The organism is Pontibacter rugosus (assembly GCF_042678745.1).
GTDB classification, from domain to species: Bacteria; Bacteroidota; Bacteroidia; order Cytophagales; family Hymenobacteraceae; genus Pontibacter; species Pontibacter rugosus.
Genome location: NZ_JBHTLD010000036.1, coordinates 1 through 20,722 on the forward strand (window position 1 = coordinate 1; position 20,722 = coordinate 20,722).

The window sequence follows — 20,722 nt, forward strand, 5'->3', positions numbered from 1 at the left end:
GTAGGCATTTACTAGCTGTTAATTATAGATTTTTCCACTTTTAATTTTGGTCTGCAAAGGTATAAAAATCACTTTGCAAATTCAAAATTTTAATTCATTAATTCTCTGCACCTTAGGCTTCTCCTACCGTTCCTCCGAAGTTCATCGGGAAGGAAGGAGTATCCTGTGTCTGCTTAATTTCACCAAAGCTATCCTCAAACTTTTTTATATTATCTGCCAGAGCAGCCAATAGTCTTTTGGCATGCTCTGGTGTGATAACAATTCTTGATTTTACTTTCGCTTTTGGCAGACCGGGCATTAGCTTTATAAAATCGACTACAAATTCGCTGCTAGAGTGTGCGATCATGGCAAGATTTACATACTCACCTTCTGCCACCTCCTCTGTTAGCTCAATGCTAATCTGATTTTGCTTTTGCAGATCTTCAGCCATTGTTTATCGGTTTTGCAATTCCTGCTGTCTTTTTGTAGTAGCCTTTTTAGACTCTACCAACGAATCATATTCATCCTGGCTCCCTACAATCAGGTTCTGGTATTCACGCAGACCTGTACCGGCAGGGATTAGGTGTCCTACAATTACATTTTCTTTCAATCCTAGCAGTTCATCAGCTTTACCTTTAATTGCGGCTTCACTCAGTACTTTTGTTGTTTCCTGGAATGATGCTGCAGAAATAAAGCTTTGAGTTCCCAATGAAGCTTGTGTGATACCTTGTAAAGTTGGACGAGATACAGCTGGTGATGCATCTCTTACAGTTACCAATTTCAGGTCACGGCGCTTCAGACTTGAGTTCTCATCTCGCAGACGGCGTGCCGTTACGATCTGTCCTGGTTTCAAGTCAGCAGAATCTCCGGCTTCTTCTACCACTTTCATATCTATGATGCGGTCGTTTTCTTCCATGAATGTAATCTTATCCACAGACTGGTTCTCCAAGAAGCTTGTATCACCTGCATCTACAACGATCACTTTCTGCATCATTTGGCGTACTACCACTTCAATGTGCTTATCGTTAATCTTCACACCCTGCAGACGGTATACTTCCTGAATTTCATTTACCAGGTATTCTTGAACTGCACCTGGTCCTTGAATATTCAGAATGTCATTTGGTGTTATAGCACCGTCTGACAAAGGCATACCTGCACGGATAAAGTCATTGTCCTGCACCAGGATGTGCTTGGAAAGCGGCACCATGTACTTCTTCTTCACTCCGTCTTTCGACTCTATGTAGATTTCACGGTTACCACGCTTCACATTTCCATATGTTACTACACCATCAATTTCAGACACAACTGCCGGGTTAGATGGATTACGAGCTTCGAAAAGTTCTGTAACGCGTGGAAGACCACCTGTAATATCTCTTGTTTTACCGATAGCACGAGGAATCTTAACAAGGATTTGACCTGCCTTGATTTTCTCACCGTTCTCTACCGTTAAGTGAGCACCTACTGGTATGTTATAACCTTTTGGCTCTCCATTTTTCGGATTAACAAGTATGGCAGGGTTTTGTGTCTTATCTTTTGTATCGATAATTACTTTCTCACGGTAACCTGTCTGCTCATCTGACTCCTCACGATAGGTTACACCCTCGATGATTGATTCATATGCTATTTCACCGTCAAATTCTGAAAGTATAACAGCGTTATATGGATCCCAATTACAAAGCTGTGCACCTTTCTCTACAATCTGTCCCTCATTAACATGCAAGAAAGAGCCATAAGGAACGTGGTTGCTTATTAAAAGCTTCCCTGTATTAGGATCAACAATTCTAACTTCTCCTGAACGTCCCATTACGACTTTTACAGGGTTGCCTTCATTATTAACCGTATCTAAAGAGCGAACATCCTCATACTCTACTTTACCACCGAATTTCGCAAGTATGGTTGCATCTACCGCAATGTTAGACGCTGTACCACCCACGTGGAAAGTACGAAGTGTTAACTGAGTTCCTGGCTCACCAATAGATTGTGCTGCAATAACACCTACTGCTTCACCTTTCTGCACCATAAATCCTGTTGCCAGGTTACGGCCGTAGCATTTTGCACAAATACCTCTCTTCGACTCACAAGTCAATACAGAACGTATTTCTACTGCTTCGATTGCAGTGTTTTCTATTGCTTTTGCTACTTCTTCAGTTATTTCGACACCCGATTCAGTGATAAGCTCATTCGTGATTGGGTCATACACATCATGTACAGCCACACGTCCCAGAATACGCTCTGACAGAGATTCAACGATATCTTCGTTATCTTTCAGTGCACTTACTTCCAGTCCTCTTAAAGTACCGCAGTCTTCTTCGTTCACGATCACATCTTGTGATACGTCAACCAATCTACGTGTCAGGTAACCAGCATCTGCCGTTTTAAGAGCTGTATCCGCAAGACCTTTACGTGCACCGTGTGTAGAGATAAAATACTCGATTACATCCAGACCTTCTTTGAAGTTAGAAAGGATCGGGTTTTCGATAATCTCACCCACAGAACCTTGAAGAGATTTCTGTGGCTTAGCCATCAGACCTCTCATACCACCTAACTGACGAATCTGCTCTCTGGAACCACGTGCACCAGAGTGCATCATCATGAAGATTGAGTTGAACCCTTGATCTTCATTTTCCAGGCGTCGCATCAACGTTTCTGTTATCTGGTTGTTGATACGAGTCCAGATATCAATAACCTGGTTGTAACGCTCATTATCTGTTATCAGACCCATAGAGTAGTTTTGCCATACAGCTTCCACATCACTCTTAGCCTGATTTACAAGTATCTCCTTCTCAGCCGGGATGTTGATATCACCAAGACCCATTGACAATCCGCCTTTATAAGCAGACTGGAATCCAAGTGTTTTAATATCATCTAGGAACTGAGCAGTACGGGCCATACCCGTTTCTTTGAATACTCTTGAAATGATCTGCTGCAGTTTTTTCTTCGTAAGCAGTTCATCTATATAGCCTACTTCTTCAGGTACAAACTGATTGAAGATTACACGGCCAGCAACTGTTTCAATAGATTTGAACTCTAGTTCCCCTTGCTCGTTTCTTATCTTTGTTCTAACCTTGATATAAGCATGCTTTGATATGATTTTCTCGTTGATAGCAATGATAACTTCCTCTGCAGAGTAGAAGCTCATTCCTTCACCTTCGATTTTCTCATTCTCAGTGGTACGCTTTCCTTTAGATACGTAGTATAAACCTAGTACCATGTCCTGAGAAGGTACTGCAATTGGAGCACCGTTAGCAGGGTTCAGTATGTTATGCGACGCCAGCATTAGCATAGAGGCTTCCAAAACAGCAGCAGGTCCTAGTGGAACGTGCACCGCCATCTGGTCACCGTCAAAGTCGGCGTTAAACGCTGTACATACTAGCGGGTGCAGCTGGATTGCCTTTCCCTCGATCAGCTTCGGCTGGAATGCCTGGATACCAAGTCTGTGGAGCGTAGGAGCACGGTTAAGGAGTACCGGATGGCCTTTCAGCACATTCTCCAGAATATCCCAAACTACAGGATCTTTACGATCAACTATTTTCTTGGCAGACTTTACCGTCTTAACGATACCTCTTTCGATCAGCTTGCGTATGATGAACGGCTTGAAAAGTTCAGCTGCCATGTTCTTCGGCAGACCACACTCATGTAGCTTCAGTTCAGGACCAACCACAATTACTGAACGTCCAGAGTAATCCACACGCTTACCTAGTAAGTTCTGACGGAATCGTCCTTGCTTACCTTTCAGCATGTCAGAAAGTGACTTCAGTGCACGGTTACCTTCTGCACGAACAGCGTTCACTTTACGTGAGTTGTCGAACAGGGAGTCAACCGCTTCCTGTAGCATACGCTTCTCGTTACGAAGAATTACTTCAGGAGCCTTAATTTCGATCAAACGCTTCAGACGGTTGTTACGAATAATAACACGTCTGTAAAGATCGTTCAAGTCAGATGTAGCAAAACGACCGCCATCTAATGGAACTAATGGGCGAAGTTCTGGCGGAATAACAGGTACCATGCGGATGATCATCCATTCTGGTCTGTTTTCTATCCGTGTTGTTGCATCACGGAAAGCTTCTACTACGCGCAAACGCTTCAACGCCTCAGCTTTACGCTGCTGCGATGTTTCGTGAGCTGCTGCATGACGCAGTTCGTACGATAGATCATCCAAATTAATGCGCTCTAACAACATTTGCAGCGCTTCTGCACCCATCTTAGCGATAAACTTATTTGGATCGTTATTATCCAACATTTGGTTTTCGCGTGGCAGCTTATCCACCATATCCAGGTACTCATCTTCAGTCAGGAAGTCCAGTATGTTCACACCGTCTTCTGCCAAGATACCCGGCTGGATAACTACATATCTTTCATAGTAGATAATCTGATCAAGCTTCTTTGTTGGTAAGCCTAACAGATACCCTATTTTATTCGGAAGGGATTTAAAGTACCAGATATGCGCTACAGGAACAACAAGCTCAATATGGCCCATACGCTCACGACGCACTTTTTTCTCAGTCACCTCTACACCGCAACGGTCGCAGATGATGCCTTTGTATCTGATTCTTTTATACTTTCCGCAGTGGCATTCCCAGTCCTTTACGGGTCCGAATATTCTTTCGCAGAATAGACCACCCATTTCAGGCTTATAGGTTCTATAGTTTATGGTCTCAGGCTTTACTACCTCACCGTTGGAACGCTCCAGGATTGACTCTGGCGAAGCCAAGCTGATCGTTACTTTCGAGAAGTCCTGAGTTAGCTTTTTATTTTTCGCAAATGCCATATTATTAGAATAATGTCGATACTATAAATATGCCTTACAGCTTAATAAGTATAAGTATGACAAGCGCCATGGCTATTGCCGCGGCGCTTGTCATTTATACTTTTACTCTAGTGTAATCTCCAGAGCTAAGCCTCTTAACTCATGAATCAATACGTTGAATGATTCTGGAATATTTGGCTTAGGAAGCACGTCGCCTTTTACGATTGCTTCGTAGGCTTTCGCACGACCTATCACGTCGTCTGATTTTACTGTAAGTATTTCCTGCAGTACGTTCGAAGCACCAAATGCCTCTAGCGCCCACACTTCCATCTCTCCAAATCGCTGACCACCAAACTGTGCTTTACCACCTAATGGCTGCTGTGTAATCAGTGAGTATGGTCCGATTGAACGAGCGTGCATTTTGTCATCAACCAAGTGTCCTAGTTTCAGCATGTAAATCACGCCAACTGTAACTGGTTGATCAAATCTATCCCCGCTTAAGCCGTCAAATAAGTATGAACGTCCGAAGTGTGGCAGACCAGCTTCAGCCAACTCTGCAGAAACTTGCTCTTCTGTAGCACCATCGAAAATAGGAGTAGCATATTTTCTACCTAATTTCAATCCTGCCCATCCAAGTACAGTCTCATAGATCTGGCCAATGTTCATCCTTGAAGGTACACCAAGTGGGTTCAATACGATATCCATTGGCGTTCCATCCTCCAGGAACGGCATGTCTTCCTCACGCACGATACGGGCTACTACACCCTTGTTACCGTGACGTCCGGCCATCTTGTCACCAACTTTCAACTTACGCTTCTTGGCAACATATACTTTAGCTAACTGAACAATACCAGCTGGCAATTCATCCCCTACTTCAAGAGTAAATCGTTCGCGCTTGAAGTGTGCTGATACAATGTTGCGACGTTTGTTGTAGTTCTTAACAAGCTCTACCAACATATTGTTCGTTTTCTCATCAGCTGTCCAATCCTCTAAAATAAGGTCTTTGAACATATTCACTTCTTCAGGTACTGCGTAGTTGCTTTCGTCCTTGTATGGGTTTTTCTCTGGGAACAACGCTTCTGTAACATTCCTTCTGGAGAACTTCACTCCTTTAGAAAGAATATCATCTCCAAACTTGTGGCGAATGCCTTGTGTCGTTTTACCTTCAAGCAGCGTCACAAGCTTATCAACCATCACATTCTTGATAGCAGTTAATTCCTTAGAATACTTAACCTTAAGTTCTTCAACCTCTTTCTTAGATTTCGCCCGAAGGTTTTTGTCTTTCTTAGGACGAGAGAACAATTTAGTATCGATTACAACCCCATTTAATGATGGAGGTGCTTTCATCGATGCATCCTTCACATCACCAGCTTTGTCACCAAAGATTGCTCTTAACAGTTTCTCTTCTGGTGTTGGATCAGTCTCTCCTTTTGGCGTAATCTTACCAATCAAGATATCTCCTTCTGTGATCTCTGCACCGATACGAATGATACCGTTCTCATCCAGGTTTCTAACTGCCTCTTCACTAACGTTAGGTATTTCTGAAGTTAGTTCTTCTTCGCCACGTTTCGTTTCACGAACTTCTAATTCAAATTCTTCAATGTGAATTGAAGTGAAAACATCGTCACGAACAACTTTTTCAGAAATAACAATAGCATCCTCAAAGTTATAACCTTGCCATGGCATGAAAGCCACCTGCATGTTTCGTCCAATAGCTAGTTCACCGTTGTTGGTAGCATAACCTTCGCAAAGTGGCTCCCCTTTTACTACACGATCACCCTTCTTCACAAGTGGAGTCAGGTTAATGCATGTATCTTGGTTTGTTCTTCTGAATTTAACCAACTTGTAAGTAACATATTCTGCATCAAAAGAGACTAATTTCTCTTCTTCGCTCAAATCATACTTCACAACAATCTTAGTAGCATCCACGAAGTCAATCACACCATTTCCTTCTGCGATCACTAAAGCACGCGAATCAATAGCAGCTCTTCTTTCCAAACCTGTACCAACAATCGGCGCCTCAGGCTTAAGTAAAGGAACAGCCTGACGTTGCATGTTTGAACCCATCAGGGCACGGTTAGCATCATCATGCTCCAGGAATGGAATCATAGAAGCTGCCACCGATACAATCTGGTTCGGAGCAACGTCCATATAGGTATAAGTTTCCGGTGCTTCAACAGGGAAGTCACCTTCGAAACGCCCTTTTACAGTAGGATTTACAAAATTTCCACCTTCATCAATCACGGCATTTGCCTGTGCGATGTGGTGTGTATCTTCTTCCTCTGCTGTCAGATACTCTACAGTACCATCTACTACTACTTTACCTTCAATCACCTTACGATAAGGCGTCTCAATAAAGCCCATGTGGTTTACACGAGCATGTACACATAGAGAAGAAATCAAACCGATGTTCGGCCCTTCTGGTGTTTCAATAGTACAAAGACGACCATAGTGTGTATAGTGAACGTCACGAACCTCGAAACCTGCACGCTCTCTTGACAGACCACCTGGCCCTAATGCTGATACACGACGCTTATGCGTCACTTCAGCAAGCGGGTTTGTCTGGTCCATGAACTGAGACAACTGGTTCGTTCCGAAGAACGAGTTGATAACAGATGATAGCGTACGCGCGTTGATCAAATCAACTGGCTTGAAATCTTCGTTATCACGTACGTTCATACGCTCCTTAATAGTTCTGGCCATACGAGCCAAACCTACTCCAAACTGTGCATAAAGCTGTTCACCCACTGTTCTTACACGGCGGTTGCTCAAGTGGTCAATATCATCCACAACAGCTTTAGAGTTGATCAAACCGATCAGATACTTCACAATAAGAACAATGTCCTCATTTGTTAATACCTTAGCATCCCAGTTTGTATCAAGACCTAATTTCTTGTTGATTCTATAGCGTCCAACTTCACCTAGGTCATAACGCTTATCTGAGAAGAACAGCTTCTGGATAATATCACGAGCTGTTTCAACGTCAGGCGCTTCTGTGTTTCTTAACTGACGGTAAATCTGCTCTACCGCTTCCTGCTCAGAGTTTGAGTTATCTTTTTGAAGCGTGTTATAAATGATTGCATAATCCGCAATATTCACGTTTTCCCGGTGCAGGATAATTGATTTTACACCCGAGTCAACAATCACATCGATATCTTCTGCAGTGATCTCAGAGTCACGCTCTAATATCACTTCATTTCTATCGATAGAAACTACTTCACCTGTATCTTCATCCACAAAGTCTTCTGTCCATGTTCTAAGAACACGTGCAGCCAACCTGCGGCCAATAGTATCTTTTAGCGTCTTTTTATCTGCTGAAATTTCTTCTGAAAGGCCAAACAGGTCCAAAATATCCTTATCTGTACCATAACCGATTGCACGAAGCAGCGTAGTTACAGGAAACTTTTTCTTACGGTCGATGTAAGCATACATCACGTTATTCACGTCTGTAGCAAACTCTACCCAAGATCCTTTGAAAGGAATGATTCTCGCTGAATATAATTTCGTACCATTGGTGTGCTTGCTCTGTGCAAAGAACACGCCTGGTGATCTGTGCAACTGAGAAACTATAACACGTTCAGCTCCATTGATTACAAAAGAGCCTTTTTCAGTCATATATGGGATATTACCCAAGAATACTTCCTGCTCAATTGTTTCAAAATCTTCGTTATCCTCATCATTACAGATAAGGCGAAGCTTAGCTTTTAATGGTACTGAATAGGTAAGTCCTCTATCAATACTCTCATCAACAGAATATTTAGGAGGATCTATATGATAGTCGATAAACTCCAGTACGAAGTTTTCTCTTGAATCTGAAATAGGAAAGTTTTCGGCGAAAACCTTAAACAAACCTTCCTGGGCTCTATTTGCAGCAGGAGTTTCCAGCTGAAAAAAGTCTTGGAATGACTGCACCTGAACATCCAAAAAGTCAGGATAGTCAATCACCGGCTTTATAGAGGCAAAATTGATTCGTTCTGTCGTTTTGTTCTTAGCCAAAGCCTTGGAATTTTACGTTAACAATAAGTTATTTAGCACACAGAGTCCAAAACAACTGTGGGCAAAAAAAAGATTCAAATTTATTGAATCTTTATAGAAACAGGAAAAGACCTGACTACATCGCCAGGTCTACCTGTTATCAGTATGTTGATAAAGTGGGATTATTTAACCTCCACTTCAGCACCAGCTTCTTCCAAAGATTTCTTCAGTGAGTCAGCCTCATCTTTAGCTACACCTTCTTTCAGAGCTTTTGGAGCACTGTCTACTAATTCTTTAGCCTCTTTCAGACCAAGACCAGTAAGCTCTTTAACTAGCTTAACAACTGCTAGTTTCTGAGCACCTGCTGCCTTAAGGATTACGTCAAAAGAAGATTTCTCCTCTGCAGCAGCTCCTCCTTCAGCACCAGCGCCACCAGCCATCATTACTGGAGCAGCAGCAGCAGGCTCGATGCCATACTCATCCTTAAGAATAGTAGCTAGTTCGTTAACTTCTTTAACAGTCAAGTTTACTAACTGCTCAGCGAATGCTTTCAAATCTGCCATTTTTATGAAATTAAAAGTTACTTATTGATTACGTTTTTTTTAAAATTATTCTTTCTCTGATAATGTTTTCAGGATTCCGGCCAATTTGCCGCCGCTGCTTTGAAGCGCAGAAACAACATTCTTAGCAGGAGACTGAAGAAGACCAATGATCTCGCCAATGAGTTCCTCTCTAGACTTGATTTTAGTCAATGCATCAAGCTGCTCATCGCCAACATAAATACCGCTGTCGATATAAGCACCCTTCAACAGAGGAAGCGGATTGCCTTTTTTTCTGAAGTCTTGGATCAGTTTTGCAGGAGCATTGCCTGTTTCTTTACCGAACAGGATACCGGAAGCGCCCTTTAAAACATCATCCAGCGCAGAAGTATCAGCTTCTAAAGTATCTAGCGCCTTCTTGATAAGTGAATTCTTATATACTTTATATTCGATATCTCTATCAAATGCAAGTCTTCTGAACGCATTAACACTTGCTACACTCATAGTAGAGGCATCCGTGATATAGAAGTATGCTGTATTGGCAAGCTTCTCGCTCAGGTCTTTTACAATTATCTCTTTTTCTTCCCTGGTCATGTTCTTAGATCGCTGTGTTCTTGTCTACAATTACGGCCGGGCTCATTGTACTAGACAATGTTATGCTCTTGATATAAGTACCTTTAGCAGAAGATGGCTTTAAGCGGTTTAGTGTTTGAAGCACTTCTCCTGCGTTTGCAGCTAACTGCTCTGCAGAGAAAGACACTTTGCCTACACTTGTGTGAATGATACCGAATTTGTCAACTTTAAAGTCGATTTTACCAGCTTTAACTTCTTTCACAGCTTTAGCCACATCTTGCGTTACTGTACCTGACTTAGGGTTTGGCATTAGATTACGAGGACCTAATATTCTACCTAAACGACCTACTTTAGCCATTACTGCAGGCATGGTGATGATAACATCTACATCCGTCCAACCTTTTTCGATCTTTTGGATATAATCATCAAGACCTACAAAATCAGCACCGGCGTCTTTTGCTTCCTGCTCTTTATCTGGAGTAACAAGTGCAAGTACCTTCACGTCTTTACCAGTACCATGAGGCAGTGTTACAATACCACGAACCATTTGGTCGGCCTTACGCGGATCCACGCCCAAACGTACGTCGATATCCACAGAAGCGTCAAACTTTGTAAAAGTAATATCTTTTACTACTGAAGCCGCATCCGTTAGAGAATACTCTTGTGTTAAGTCAGCCTTGGCTAAGGCCGCTTTTCTGTTTTTAGATAACTTAGTCATTTCTCTTAACTGTTATTCGTTCCACGGAGCTGTACCAGAAACTGTGATACCCATGCTTCTTGCCGTTCCGGCTACTTGCTTCATCGCTGACTCAAGTCTGAAAGCATTTAGATCAGGCATCTTTGTCTCGGCAATCTCTCTTACCTGATCCCAAGTTACTGAACCTACTTTGTTACGGTTTGGCTCTTTAGAACCTCCCTTGATTTTAGCAGCATCCATTAACAATACTGGAGCAGGTGGCGTTTTAATAACGAAGTCGAAAGACTTATCTGCATAGATTGTAATCAATACTGGTAACACTTGTCCTGGCTTATCTTGTGTTCTAGCATTAAACTGCTTACAGAACTCCATGATATTAAGACCTTTAGAACCAAGTGCAGGTCCAATCGGTGGCGATGGATTCGCGGCACCTCCCTTTACCTGAAGTTTCAGGTAACCTTTAATTTCCTTTGCCATTATATTTATTTACTACGATTCTTTTTCTACTTGCATGTAGTTCAGCTCAACTGGTGTATTACGACCAAAGATCTTCACCATTACGTTAAGCTTCTTACGCTCTTCAAACACTTCCTCAACAGTTCCAGCGAAACCACTGAAAGGACCATCCATCACTTTCACAATCTCTCCAACTACAAACGGCGTATCTAATATTTCCGCCTGCTCCTCTGCCTCGTCTACCGTTCCCAAAATCCTGTTAACCTCAGACTGACGCAATGGAACTGGTTTTTTATTTGGAGAGCTATTCTCTCCGCCGAGGAAACCAATTACACCCGGAGTACTAATAATAATGTGCTCTGCTTCACCATGAGATAGATCGGCATGAACCAAGACATAGCCTGGAAAAAAACTTCTCTCTCTGATTCTTTTCTTCCCATTTCTCATTTCGTACACTTTCTCAGCAGGAATTAAAACCTGCGGAACGTACTCATCGAGATTATGTCTCATTATTTCATTTTCCAGGTAAGCCTTAGCTTTTTTCTCCTGGCCACTAACAGCGCGAACTACATACCATTTCAAATCAGCCATATACCTTCTAATTTAAAACTGGTTGTAAAACCACGTCAGTACTGAATCGAACGCAAAGTCCATAGCACCAACCACAAGAGCAAATATCAAAGAACCTATCAACACCAATATTGAGCTATTCTGCAACTCAGAATAAGTTGGCCAAGAGACTCTTTCCTTCATCTCTTCGACTGTGTCGTTTATATAAGTTCTAATACTGCTCATCGCTTCGCTTTCCAGATAGTGATAAAAATTGCACGGGTGGAGAGACTCGAACTCCCAGCCAATGGTTTTGGAGACCACTACTCTACCAATTGAGCTACACCCGTAAAAAAATGCACGCCACTTTTACAATGGAGTGCAAATTTATTCAAAAGAATTATGAAAACAAACCCGTTCTCGAAAAACTTTTCAAGAACGGGTTTGAAACATATTATTAGTCAAGGATTTCAGTTACCTGACCAGCACCTACTGTTCTACCACCCTCACGGATAGCGAAACGTAGACCTTTTTCCATTGCTACAGCGTTGATCAAGGTTACGTCAATAGTGATGTTATCACCTGGCATTACCATTTCTACGCCTTCAGGAAGCATGATCTCTCCAGTTACGTCTGTGGTTCTGAAGTAGAACTGTGGACGGTATCTGTTGAAGAATGGAGTGTGACGTCCACCTTCTTCTTTAGAAAGAACGTAAACTTCAGCTTTGAATTTAGTGTGAGGCTTCACAGAACCTGGCTTACAGATCACCATACCACGACGGATATCAGTTTTCTCTATACCACGCAGAAGAAGACCTACGTTGTCACCAGCTTCACCTCTGTCAAGAATCTTACGGAACATCTCAACACCAGTAACTGTAGACTTCAAGTTCTCAGCACCCATACCCAGGATATCAACCTGCTCACCAGAGTTGATGATACCACGCTCGATACGGCCAGTAGCAACTGTACCACGACCAGTGATTGAGAACACGTCCTCAACTGGCATCAAGAATGGAAGGTCAACCAGACGCTCTGGAAGTGGAATGTAAGAGTCAACAGCAGCCATCAGTTCTTCGATAGTAGCTACCCACTTAGCATCGCCGTTAAGGCCACCAAGAGCAGAACCCTGAATTACCGGAATGTTGTCGCCATCGAAATCATAGAACGAAAGAAGCTCACGGATTTCCATCTCAACAAGCTCAAGAAGCTCTGGATCATCCACCATGTCAACTTTGTTCATGAATACTACTAGCTGAGGTACACCTACCTGACGAGCAAGAAGGATGTGCTCACGCGTCTGTGGCATTGGGCCATCAGTAGCAGCAACCACTAGAATAGCACCATCCATCTGGGCAGCACCAGTAACCATGTTCTTCACATAGTCAGCGTGACCAGGACAGTCAACGTGTGCATAGTGACGGTTTTCAGTTGCGTACTCTACGTGTGATGTATTGATAGTGATACCTCTTTCTTTTTCTTCAGGAGCATTGTCAATTGAAGAGAAGTCACGAAGTGTAGCAAGACCTTTGCCAGCTAATACAGTAGATATAGCAGCAGTTAAAGTAGTTTTGCCGTGGTCAACGTGACCGATAGTACCGATATTTACGTGCGGTTTGGAACGGTCAAATGTTTCTTTAGCCATTGTATGATATTAAATTAAGGTTAAAACGTTTAAGTTTATGTCGCGCTTTTAAATATACACGTAACGGACTGTGAGCCAACGATGGGAATTGAACCCACGACCTCTTCCTTACCAAGGAAGCACTCTACCCCTGAGCTACGTCGGCTTTTAAAGCCATCAGAAACTACAACCCTATTTACACTAAAAAGGAAGCTCATCTGCATGAATTTCCTTCTCCAGTCCTTGTTAGTAAATAAGTTTTCTGACTTCTGTGAGCGGGAGACGAGGGTCGAACTCGCGGCCTATAGCTTGGAAGGCTATCGCTCTACCAACTGAGCTACTCCCGCTTTAATTAATCCTAAAAAATTTAATTTGAATGACTGAACAAAAAATCAGTCATTCAAATTAAACAGTGGGGAGAGCAGGATTCGAACCTGCGAAAGCTTACGCTAACGGAGTTACAGTCCGTCCCATTTGGCCGCTCTGGAACCTCCCCGAAGCTAATTTTGCATTAAATCAGCAGAACTCTTCCTTTCACTTCCACCGCTTGCGCTGTGTTTTTCGTTCTAAGGAGATGCAAAATTAAGCCCTTTTTTATCTAAGTCAAATAATTCGGCAAAAAAATGTAAAATATTTTCTGCTGCCACTATTGCCCATACATTTCAAGCAGGCGTTCGTCCTTCTCAGAAGCTCTTATTTGCTCCAATAATGCTTGCACCTCCTCTTTCTCCGACATGACCATAAGTGCCTGATAGGCAGCTGCACGCACGTAATATAAACGGTGGTTCTTGGCCATATCACCTAGCATGTTTATTACCTCTGGTGTATTTGTAGTACTGTTACTAGCTAAGTATGCCCCGAAGCTTTGCAGCATGTAATAAAGTTCACCTCCATTGGCTGATTTTATGTTTTTCATAAACCAGTCGAACTTTTCTGGCCCTCCCTGCACGGCATAGTATGTTGCTAAAGACAGTACAATGTCTTCGTTTTCTTCTTTATCGAAACGCGCCAGCTTCTCTTTTGTGTCCGATGCACCTGTTCCCGCATAGGCAAGTATAGCTGCCGCTGTTACTTGGTAAGAACTATCATTCATCGCATTTTGAAACAGTTGCTGGTATTTAGCACCGTTCCGGCCAGCCAAGGCAAGTATGGCATCAGCCCGCACAGAACCTTTCTTATCCCGCGTTGCAATATTTTGTATCAGGGACTCTACCGCAGCTGCGTCTCCCTCTTTCAAACTGCTAAGCGTATTAACGGCCATACTTCGCACTGCCCAGAAATCATCTTTTAAAGCACTGATGTACATGGTACGCACTTGCGGCTCCGTTACTTTCTCTTCTAATTTAGCAAGTGCTTCCATTTTTGGAATAAACTGTCTTGCATTCTGAAACTGGTAGAGGAGTTCCTGATCGGTTTTGGCATGTTGCACCTCTCCCAACACCTGCTGCTCTACATCAAACAACACTGCTTGTGGCTGCGCCTCCACAGCAAGGCTGAAAGTCTGCTCTGCTTTGTCTACAACAATAGAGTGCAGTTGCTTTTTACCTCCTGCCCATACTGCCACCTGTAGCGGCAACCTGTAAACAGGCGCATACGCTGAATCCTGCACCTGCTGCACCTGTAGCTGAAGCCTGCCATTGGCATAGGAATGCTCCACTTTCAATTCCGGATGTCCTGGCTTCATAAACCACTGGTCAAAAAACCACATAAGGTCTTGTCCAGTCACATCTTCAAAAGCCATCCGTAGTTCAGCCACCTCTACATCAGAAAACTTATTCCGTGTCAGGTATAAATTAAGGGAAGCCCACCAGGCATCATCGCCTACTAATTTGCGCAACATGTGCAGCACGCGGCCTCCTTTGGCATAGGAGTGGCTATCAAACATGTCTTCGCGGTCTTTGTAGTGATAACGGATTAACGGCTCCCGCTTCCCTTCTGCTTCACTCAGGTACTGCCCCAGCTCATCTACGTGCAGGTAAGCAGCTTCATCAGCGCCATACTTGTGTTCGGCCCATAGATACTCAGAATAGTTAGCAAAGGCTTCATTCAGCGGCAGGTTTGCCCACGATTCTGTCGTCACGTAATCTCCAAACCACTGATGGAACAGCTCATGCGCTATAATGCCATCCCAGCTTTTGTCCAGCAGTTCGCGCTCGTTTAACTGCAGCGCTTCCATAAAAGTTGAGGCCGAGGTATTCTCCATGGCACCCGACACAAAGTCGCGCACTACCACCTGCGAGTATTTTGCCCAGGGATACGCTACACCCAGCTTCTGTGAAAAGAATTCCATCATGGCTGGCGTATTACCGAATATCTTTTTTGCTGTTTCTTTATAAGCCGGCTCTACATAATAGTTCACCTCCTTATCACGCCACTTATCCTTCACCACGGCATATTCTCCAACAACAAGTGTGGCTAAGTATGGCGCATGTGGCAGTTCCTGCTTCCAGTAGTCTGTTTTGGTACCGTCAGCATTTTGGCGCGAGTAAACAAACGCTCCATTCGAAAGGGTTGTGAACTTAGGATCAACCGTCACATAAATATCCTGCGTCATGCGCTCGTTTGGCGCATCAATGGTTGGGAACCAGGCAGAGTTTGCTTCTGTCTCGCCCTGCGTCCATATCTGCCTTGGCTTGTTAGCCTCCTCTCCCAGTGGGTTTATAAAGTATAACCCTTTGTCTGAGGTAATCGCATCCGACCCTCCGGTAACAAGTTCGTTTGGCTTGGCGGTATAGATAACTTCCACCGTGTACTTCTCATCGCGGGTATAGGTCTTGTTTAGCTTGATAGAGAGCTTCTGCCCATCATAACCATACGTTAGCGGAGTCGCATCATTCCCTCGCATCAGGCTTACACTGTGGATATCCATTCCTTTGGCATCCAGCACCAGTGTGTCCTGCGGATAGAAATAAGGCTTTAGGGTTAACTCTGCACTACCCTTTAAATATTGCTTCTCCCAATCAAACCTCACGCGCAGCATAGTGTGCAGCAGGTCGTGTTCTTTTGTTCGGGAAGGGTTAAATTTATACTTCTTTGATGCCCACACCGGTATGGTATCTGCGGGAGCTTCGGTGGATATACCTGCCGCCGGTGCTTTGGCTTTAGCATCTACAACAGCTTTGTTGGTGTTACAGCCACTGGCAAAAGCCATAGAGGCTGCTAAACCTACTATGCTGAGAAACCTATGATTCATGCTTTGAATGTTTTAAATTTGAGGTGAAGTTCTTAAATTACTCTGAGAAAACCACTACCTTTAAGGTCGAAACCATACGAAAGAAGATGCTTCAGGTAAAAACCGGTAACGAGAAAACATGGCAGGTTGATATACAAAAAGATGCCATTCTATTAGACGGAACCCCATTTGATTGGGACATTTCCCCTATAGGTCCTAATACTTACCATATTATCAAAGGCGCACGATCTTTTACCGCTGAAGTTGTTTCAGCTGATTACCAGGAGAAAACCTTTACGTTTAAAATCAACGGAGCCATACAAACCGTAAGCGTAAAAGACCGCTTCGACCTTTTGCTTGACAAGCTGGGCATGAGCAATGCCAACGCTAATAAGGTAAATGATGTAAAAGCGCCTATGCCAGGGCTTATACTTGAAATTAAGGTTGAGCCAGGCCAGGAGGTAAAGAAAGGTGATCCTATCATGATTCTTGAAGCGATGAAGATGGAGAACATTTTGAAATCTCCGGGCGAAGGCGTGGTGAAGGAGATAAAAGTACAGGTAAAGCAAAACGTAGAAAAGAACCAGATTCTGATTCTCTTTCAATAGATTTAAGTATAAAGAAGAGCGGCTGCCACGGTAGCCGCTTCTTTGTGTAAAAGAATTCATAACCTATACAGATAAATTACCGTGAAGTATAAACGAATTTTGCTAAAGCTAAGTGGTGAGGCACTGATGGGCGACCAGCAGTACGGCATCGACTCTAACAGGCTGTTACAGTATGCTCAGGAGATTAAGGATGTGGCAGCTCTAGGAGTAGAGGTGGCAGTAGTGATTGGTGGCGGCAATATTTTCAGAGGTGTGCAGGCCGAGCAGGTTGGGTTAGACCGTGTGCAGGGCGATTACATGGGTATGCTGGCTACTGTTATCAACAGCATGGCGCTACAAAGTGCTCTTGAAAAACTAAAGGTATACACCCGCCTCTTATCAGGTATAAACATCCAGCAGGTGTGCGAGCCATACATTCGCCGCCGCGCAGTGCGCCACCTGGAAAAAGGCCGCGTAGTTATTTTTGGAGCCGGCACTGGCAATCCATACTTCACAACTGACTCAGCAGCCTCTTTGCGAGCCATAGAAATTGAAGCTGATGTAGTGCTGAAAGGCACTCGTGTGGATGGCATTTACTCTGCCGACCCTGAGAAAGATCCTGATGCTATCTTCTACTCAAACATCTCATTTAAAGATGTTTTCGAGAAAGGTTTGAACGTAATGGATATGACGGCCTTCACGCTTTGCAAAGAAAACGATCTGCCTATTATTGTGTTTGACATGAACACAGCAGGCAATCTAAAGCGTTTGGTGGAAGGTGAGCATATAGGTACTTTAGTAAGTATGGACGACTTGGGCGATACGCTTAAAGAAACTGTAGACCAGATACAGCAAAACGCAAAAACTGACAAAAAATAATTTGCTATTTTTGCCCAAAATATTTCAGAACGATATTAAGTAAATAGATATGACGGAAGAAATTCAGTTTTACCTCAGCGAAGCAGAGGAATCTATGCAGAAGGCTGTGCAGCATACGCACAGCGAGCTAACCAAAATTCGCGCTGGCAAGGCCTCTCCTGCTATGGTAGAAGAGCTGCGAGTTGATTATTACGGCACGCCAACACCTCTTTCGCAGGTGGCTAACGTTTCTGCCCCTGATGCACGCACACTGTTAATCAGACCTTGGGAGAAAAACATGCTGGGCGAAATCAACAAAGCCATCAAAAACAGCGACCTAGGCCTGAACCCGCAACAAGAGGCAGATGCCATACGGTTGAACATCCCTGCACTTACAGAAGAGCGCCGCCGCGACCTTGTGAAGCAAGTGAAAAACGAAACAGAAAGTGGCAAGATCAGTATTCGTAACATCCGCAAAGATGTGAACGACTCATTGAGAAAGCTTCAGAAAGAAGGAACTGCTGAAGATGCCGTACGCGATGCTGAAGGTAAAGTACAGAAGCTAACTGATAACTTTATTGTTAAAATTGATGAACTGCTAAGTAAGAAAGAGGCAGAAATCATGACAGTTTAAGAATAAGATGTTAGACATACGACTATAGATGCAAGACTTTCATCTATAGTTTAAAATCAAAGAAGCCCCGCAATTAACTCTGCGGGGCTTCTTTTTTATAGCAATAAGAGTCTTATATCTTAAAGTCTACAATCTAGCGTCTAAAGTTTACTGATACAGCTTATGTGCCTGGATATAAGCTGCTACAGCATCTGGCACCAGGTACCGTATACTTTTCTCCTCACGGATGCACTGCCGAATAAAAGTAGCGGAGATATCAAGTATAGGTGCTTTCACAAATGAAATATTAGACATCTCCGGTATCTCTGTCGTAATAGAACCTGAGCGCGGGTACACGTATACTTTGTGATATTCCAGTATCTTTTCTGAGTTTTTCCACTTCGGAAACAAAGGCAGGTTGTCCTCCCCCATTAACAGCACAAACTCATAGCTTGGATATTTTTCCTGCAGGTACGTCAGCGTGTCTATCGTATAGCTTGGCTTAGGCATACTAAACTCGATGTTAGATACACCAAGGTTTGGGTTTTCGGCTATGGCCAGTGTTACCATCTCCAGCCTGTCAAACTCATGCAACAAGGTATTGCTGGGCTTAAAAGGGTTCTGCGGAGACACCACCAGCCATACCACATCCAAATCAGTGTTGGAAGCCATAAAGTTGGCAAGTATAAGGTGCCCGATGTGGATTGGATTGAAGGAGCCAAAAAGTAGCCCTACCTTCATACGATAGACGGTTCAGCTTTAATAAAATCATTCACAAGCTTTTCAGCTTCGGTGCAGGCTTTGGCTAAGTCATCGTTTATGATCACTCTATCAAACTGATCCTCAAAGCCCATTTCAAACTTTGCTTTGAAAACCCGGCTGCTAATACTCGATGCAGAGTCCGTGTTGCGTGCGGTCAGGCGGTTAGCCAGTTCATCAATAGATGGAGGTTTCACAAAAACAGCCAAAGCTCTCTCTTTGTAGAAGTGCTTTATACTTAACCCTCCTTTTACATCAACATCCAGAATTACGTGTTTACCGCTCTTCCAGATTCTCTCGATCTCAGATTTTAACGTGCCGTAGAAAGCTCCTTCGTAAACTTCCTCCCACTCTACAAATTCATCGTTCTCAATTTTCTTCTTGAAATCGTCTGGCGTGATAAAGTAGTAGTCTTTGCCGTTTTCCTCGGTGCGGCCGCGTTTATCGCGTGTGCAGGCTGAAATTGAAAAGCTCAGGTGTGGGTTTGTGCTGAGCAAATGCTTTACAATAGTGGTTTTACCGGCACCAGATGGAGCCGAAAAAATGATAATCTTGCCTTGCATTAGGGGTTATAGGGTTTCTTGTATTTTGGCTTTGATAGAATATGCCAGACTTTCTGGCACAATCACGCGCTGTAGATGACCGCTAATTAGTCCTTTAAGGAGCTTTTGTTTCTGATGGCTTTCGAAGCAGTTGACGCACTCTTCAATGTGGTTGTTAAAGTATTTCTGATCTTCTGAAGATGCCTCTCCATCAATCACCATGTCTAACATGTAAGATACTCGCTCGCAATCTGTTGCGTACGCTTCATCAGGTGCTTCCTGATATGCTTCTGTAAATTTTGATTCCATCTTTACTCAAACTCTTTAAAATTTCCTCTAACTATTATAACCCATGCTTTTAGCATACTTTTCCAACTTCTCTTTCAAAGAATTTCGGGCGCGGTGCAGCCTGGAGCGCACAGTACCTATCGGAATGTCCAGTATTTTGGCCATTTCTTCATAGGTAAAGCCTTCTAGATCACAAAGTATAATCACCGTTCTAAAATCGATAGGCAACGCATTCAGTGCACTGGCTACCTCATCACCGATCAGGTCCTGCACACTTTCTGTGCGCATGTCTGTCGTGGATGCTACACCACCTTCACCCTCTACGTCATCGGTATTATAATACCCTTCTACTTCGCTGTAATCGACCTTGGCAGGCTGTTTGCTCTTTTTCCGAAACTCATTTATGAAGGAGTTCTTCAGGATTCGGAACAGCCATGCTTTTGCATTAGTTCCTTGCTCGAAGTAGTCAAAAAAGCGGTATGCCTTCAGATAGGTTTCCTGCACCAGGTCATTGGCGTCATCTTCGTCGAGGGTGAGTCTGTAGGCAAAATTGTACAGAGGGTCGAGCACGGGCAGCAACTCAGCCTCAAACCGTGCATCTTTCTCCTCTTTACTTTGTTGTTTACCTGTTTGCTCGCTCATCTATAATAATGGATTTTGTACTTTGTGGAAGTCCTCCATCGCGTATTATACGCAAATATAGGAATTTTAATTACATACAGTAGTAGTACGTTTTGGGTTGCAACTGTTACGCATCCCGTATC

General features: G+C 43.4%; 18 protein-coding genes and 4 tRNA genes. 3 read left to right on the forward strand and 19 right to left on the reverse strand.

Annotated elements, in window-relative coordinates; genetic code table 11:
- Nucleotides 1-112: 112 nt before the first annotated feature.
- The 15 genes from ACFQ2O_RS06045 to ACFQ2O_RS06115 form a co-directional block, all read right to left on the reverse strand.
- Nucleotides 113-430, reverse strand: a complete 318-nt coding sequence (locus ACFQ2O_RS06045) for a DUF3467 domain-containing protein (protein ID WP_377523998.1) — start codon at nt 428-430, stop codon at nt 113-115.
- Between the two features lie 3 nt (nt 431-433).
- Nucleotides 434-4,747 carry a DNA-directed RNA polymerase subunit beta' gene (gene rpoC / locus ACFQ2O_RS06050; protein ID WP_377524001.1) on the reverse strand — a complete coding sequence of 1,438 codons (4,314 nt, stop codon included), beginning with the start codon at nt 4,745-4,747 and terminating at the stop codon, nt 434-436.
- A 102-nt stretch (nt 4,748-4,849) separates the two neighbouring features.
- On the reverse strand, nt 4,850-8,722 hold the full coding sequence (gene rpoB / locus ACFQ2O_RS06055) for a DNA-directed RNA polymerase subunit beta (RefSeq protein WP_377524004.1): 3,873 nt from the start codon (nt 8,720-8,722) through the stop codon (nt 4,850-4,852).
- Between the two features lie 161 nt (nt 8,723-8,883).
- Nucleotides 8,884-9,264, reverse strand: coding sequence for a 50S ribosomal protein L7/L12 (gene rplL, locus ACFQ2O_RS06060; protein WP_377524007.1), 381 nt, complete (start codon nt 9,262-9,264; stop codon nt 8,884-8,886).
- Between the two features lie 45 nt (nt 9,265-9,309).
- Nucleotides 9,310-9,834 carry a 50S ribosomal protein L10 gene (rplJ, locus tag ACFQ2O_RS06065; protein ID WP_377524010.1) on the reverse strand — a complete coding sequence of 175 codons (525 nt, stop codon included), beginning with the start codon at nt 9,832-9,834 and terminating at the stop codon, nt 9,310-9,312.
- Between the two features lie 4 nt (nt 9,835-9,838).
- Nucleotides 9,839-10,531 (reverse strand): 50S ribosomal protein L1, encoded by a 693-nt coding sequence (gene rplA, locus ACFQ2O_RS06070; protein ID WP_377524014.1) that lies wholly within the window; start codon nt 10,529-10,531, stop codon nt 9,839-9,841.
- 12 nt (nt 10,532-10,543) lie between these two features.
- A complete protein-coding gene (gene rplK, locus ACFQ2O_RS06075; protein ID WP_377524017.1) occupies nt 10,544-10,987 on the reverse strand; it encodes a 50S ribosomal protein L11 in 444 nt (147 codons plus the stop codon).
- 12 nt (nt 10,988-10,999) lie between these two features.
- A complete protein-coding gene (nusG, locus tag ACFQ2O_RS06080) occupies nt 11,000-11,557 on the reverse strand; it encodes a transcription termination/antitermination protein NusG (RefSeq protein ID WP_377524021.1) in 558 nt (185 codons plus the stop codon).
- 12 nt (nt 11,558-11,569) lie between these two features.
- Nucleotides 11,570-11,761, reverse strand: a complete 192-nt coding sequence (secE, locus tag ACFQ2O_RS06085; protein WP_377524025.1) for a preprotein translocase subunit SecE — start codon at nt 11,759-11,761, stop codon at nt 11,570-11,572.
- 31 nt (nt 11,762-11,792) lie between these two features.
- Nucleotides 11,793-11,865 (reverse strand) — tRNA-Trp (locus tag ACFQ2O_RS06090).
- Nucleotides 11,866-11,972: 107 nt separating this feature from the next.
- A complete protein-coding gene (gene tuf, locus ACFQ2O_RS06095; RefSeq protein WP_377524030.1) occupies nt 11,973-13,160 on the reverse strand; it encodes an elongation factor Tu in 1,188 nt (395 codons plus the stop codon).
- 73 nt (nt 13,161-13,233) lie between these two features.
- Nucleotides 13,234-13,305 (reverse strand) — tRNA-Thr (locus ACFQ2O_RS06100).
- Between the two features lie 108 nt (nt 13,306-13,413).
- A tRNA-Gly gene (locus ACFQ2O_RS06105) sits at nt 13,414-13,486 on the reverse strand.
- 66 nt (nt 13,487-13,552) lie between these two features.
- Nucleotides 13,553-13,635: transfer RNA gene (locus ACFQ2O_RS06110), tRNA-Tyr, on the reverse strand.
- Between the two features lie 150 nt (nt 13,636-13,785).
- Nucleotides 13,786-16,332 carry a M1 family aminopeptidase gene (locus tag ACFQ2O_RS06115; protein ID WP_377524035.1) on the reverse strand — a complete coding sequence of 849 codons (2,547 nt, stop codon included), beginning with the start codon at nt 16,330-16,332 and terminating at the stop codon, nt 13,786-13,788.
- 86 nt (nt 16,333-16,418) lie between these two features.
- Here ACFQ2O_RS06115 and ACFQ2O_RS06120 point away from each other — a divergent pair, with 86 nt between their 5' ends.
- The 3 genes from ACFQ2O_RS06120 to frr all read left to right on the forward strand — a co-directional run bounded on the left by ACFQ2O_RS06120 (nt 16,419) and on the right by frr (nt 18,390).
- Complete coding sequence (locus tag ACFQ2O_RS06120) at nt 16,419-16,919, forward strand: acetyl-CoA carboxylase biotin carboxyl carrier protein subunit (protein WP_377524069.1); 501 nt, start codon at nt 16,419-16,421, stop codon at nt 16,917-16,919.
- An 81-nt stretch (nt 16,920-17,000) separates the two neighbouring features.
- Nucleotides 17,001-17,777 carry a UMP kinase gene (pyrH, locus tag ACFQ2O_RS06125; protein WP_377524038.1) on the forward strand — a complete coding sequence of 259 codons (777 nt, stop codon included), beginning with the start codon at nt 17,001-17,003 and terminating at the stop codon, nt 17,775-17,777.
- 49 nt (nt 17,778-17,826) lie between these two features.
- Nucleotides 17,827-18,390: a ribosome recycling factor gene (gene frr / locus ACFQ2O_RS06130; RefSeq protein ID WP_377524041.1), complete on the forward strand. Its 564-nt coding sequence runs from the start codon at nt 17,827-17,829 to the stop codon at nt 18,388-18,390.
- 147 nt (nt 18,391-18,537) lie between these two features.
- Here frr and nadD read toward each other — a convergent pair whose 3' ends face one another.
- From nadD to ACFQ2O_RS06150, 4 genes are read right to left on the reverse strand one after another with little or no spacing between them, the layout of a single operon-like run.
- Nucleotides 18,538-19,110, reverse strand: a complete 573-nt coding sequence (gene nadD, locus ACFQ2O_RS06135; RefSeq protein WP_377524044.1) for a nicotinate (nicotinamide) nucleotide adenylyltransferase — start codon at nt 19,108-19,110, stop codon at nt 18,538-18,540.
- A complete protein-coding gene (gmk, locus tag ACFQ2O_RS06140) occupies nt 19,107-19,691 on the reverse strand; it encodes a guanylate kinase (RefSeq protein WP_377524047.1) in 585 nt (194 codons plus the stop codon). The genes nadD and gmk overlap by 4 nt, the downstream gene beginning before the upstream one ends.
- A 6-nt stretch (nt 19,692-19,697) precedes the next feature.
- A complete protein-coding gene (locus ACFQ2O_RS06145) occupies nt 19,698-19,979 on the reverse strand; it encodes a hypothetical protein (RefSeq protein ID WP_377524050.1) in 282 nt (93 codons plus the stop codon).
- Between the two features lie 27 nt (nt 19,980-20,006).
- Entirely contained in the window at nt 20,007-20,600 is a 594-nt protein-coding gene (locus tag ACFQ2O_RS06150) for a sigma-70 family RNA polymerase sigma factor (protein ID WP_377524053.1), read from the reverse strand.
- Nucleotides 20,601-20,722 lie beyond the last annotated feature (122 nt).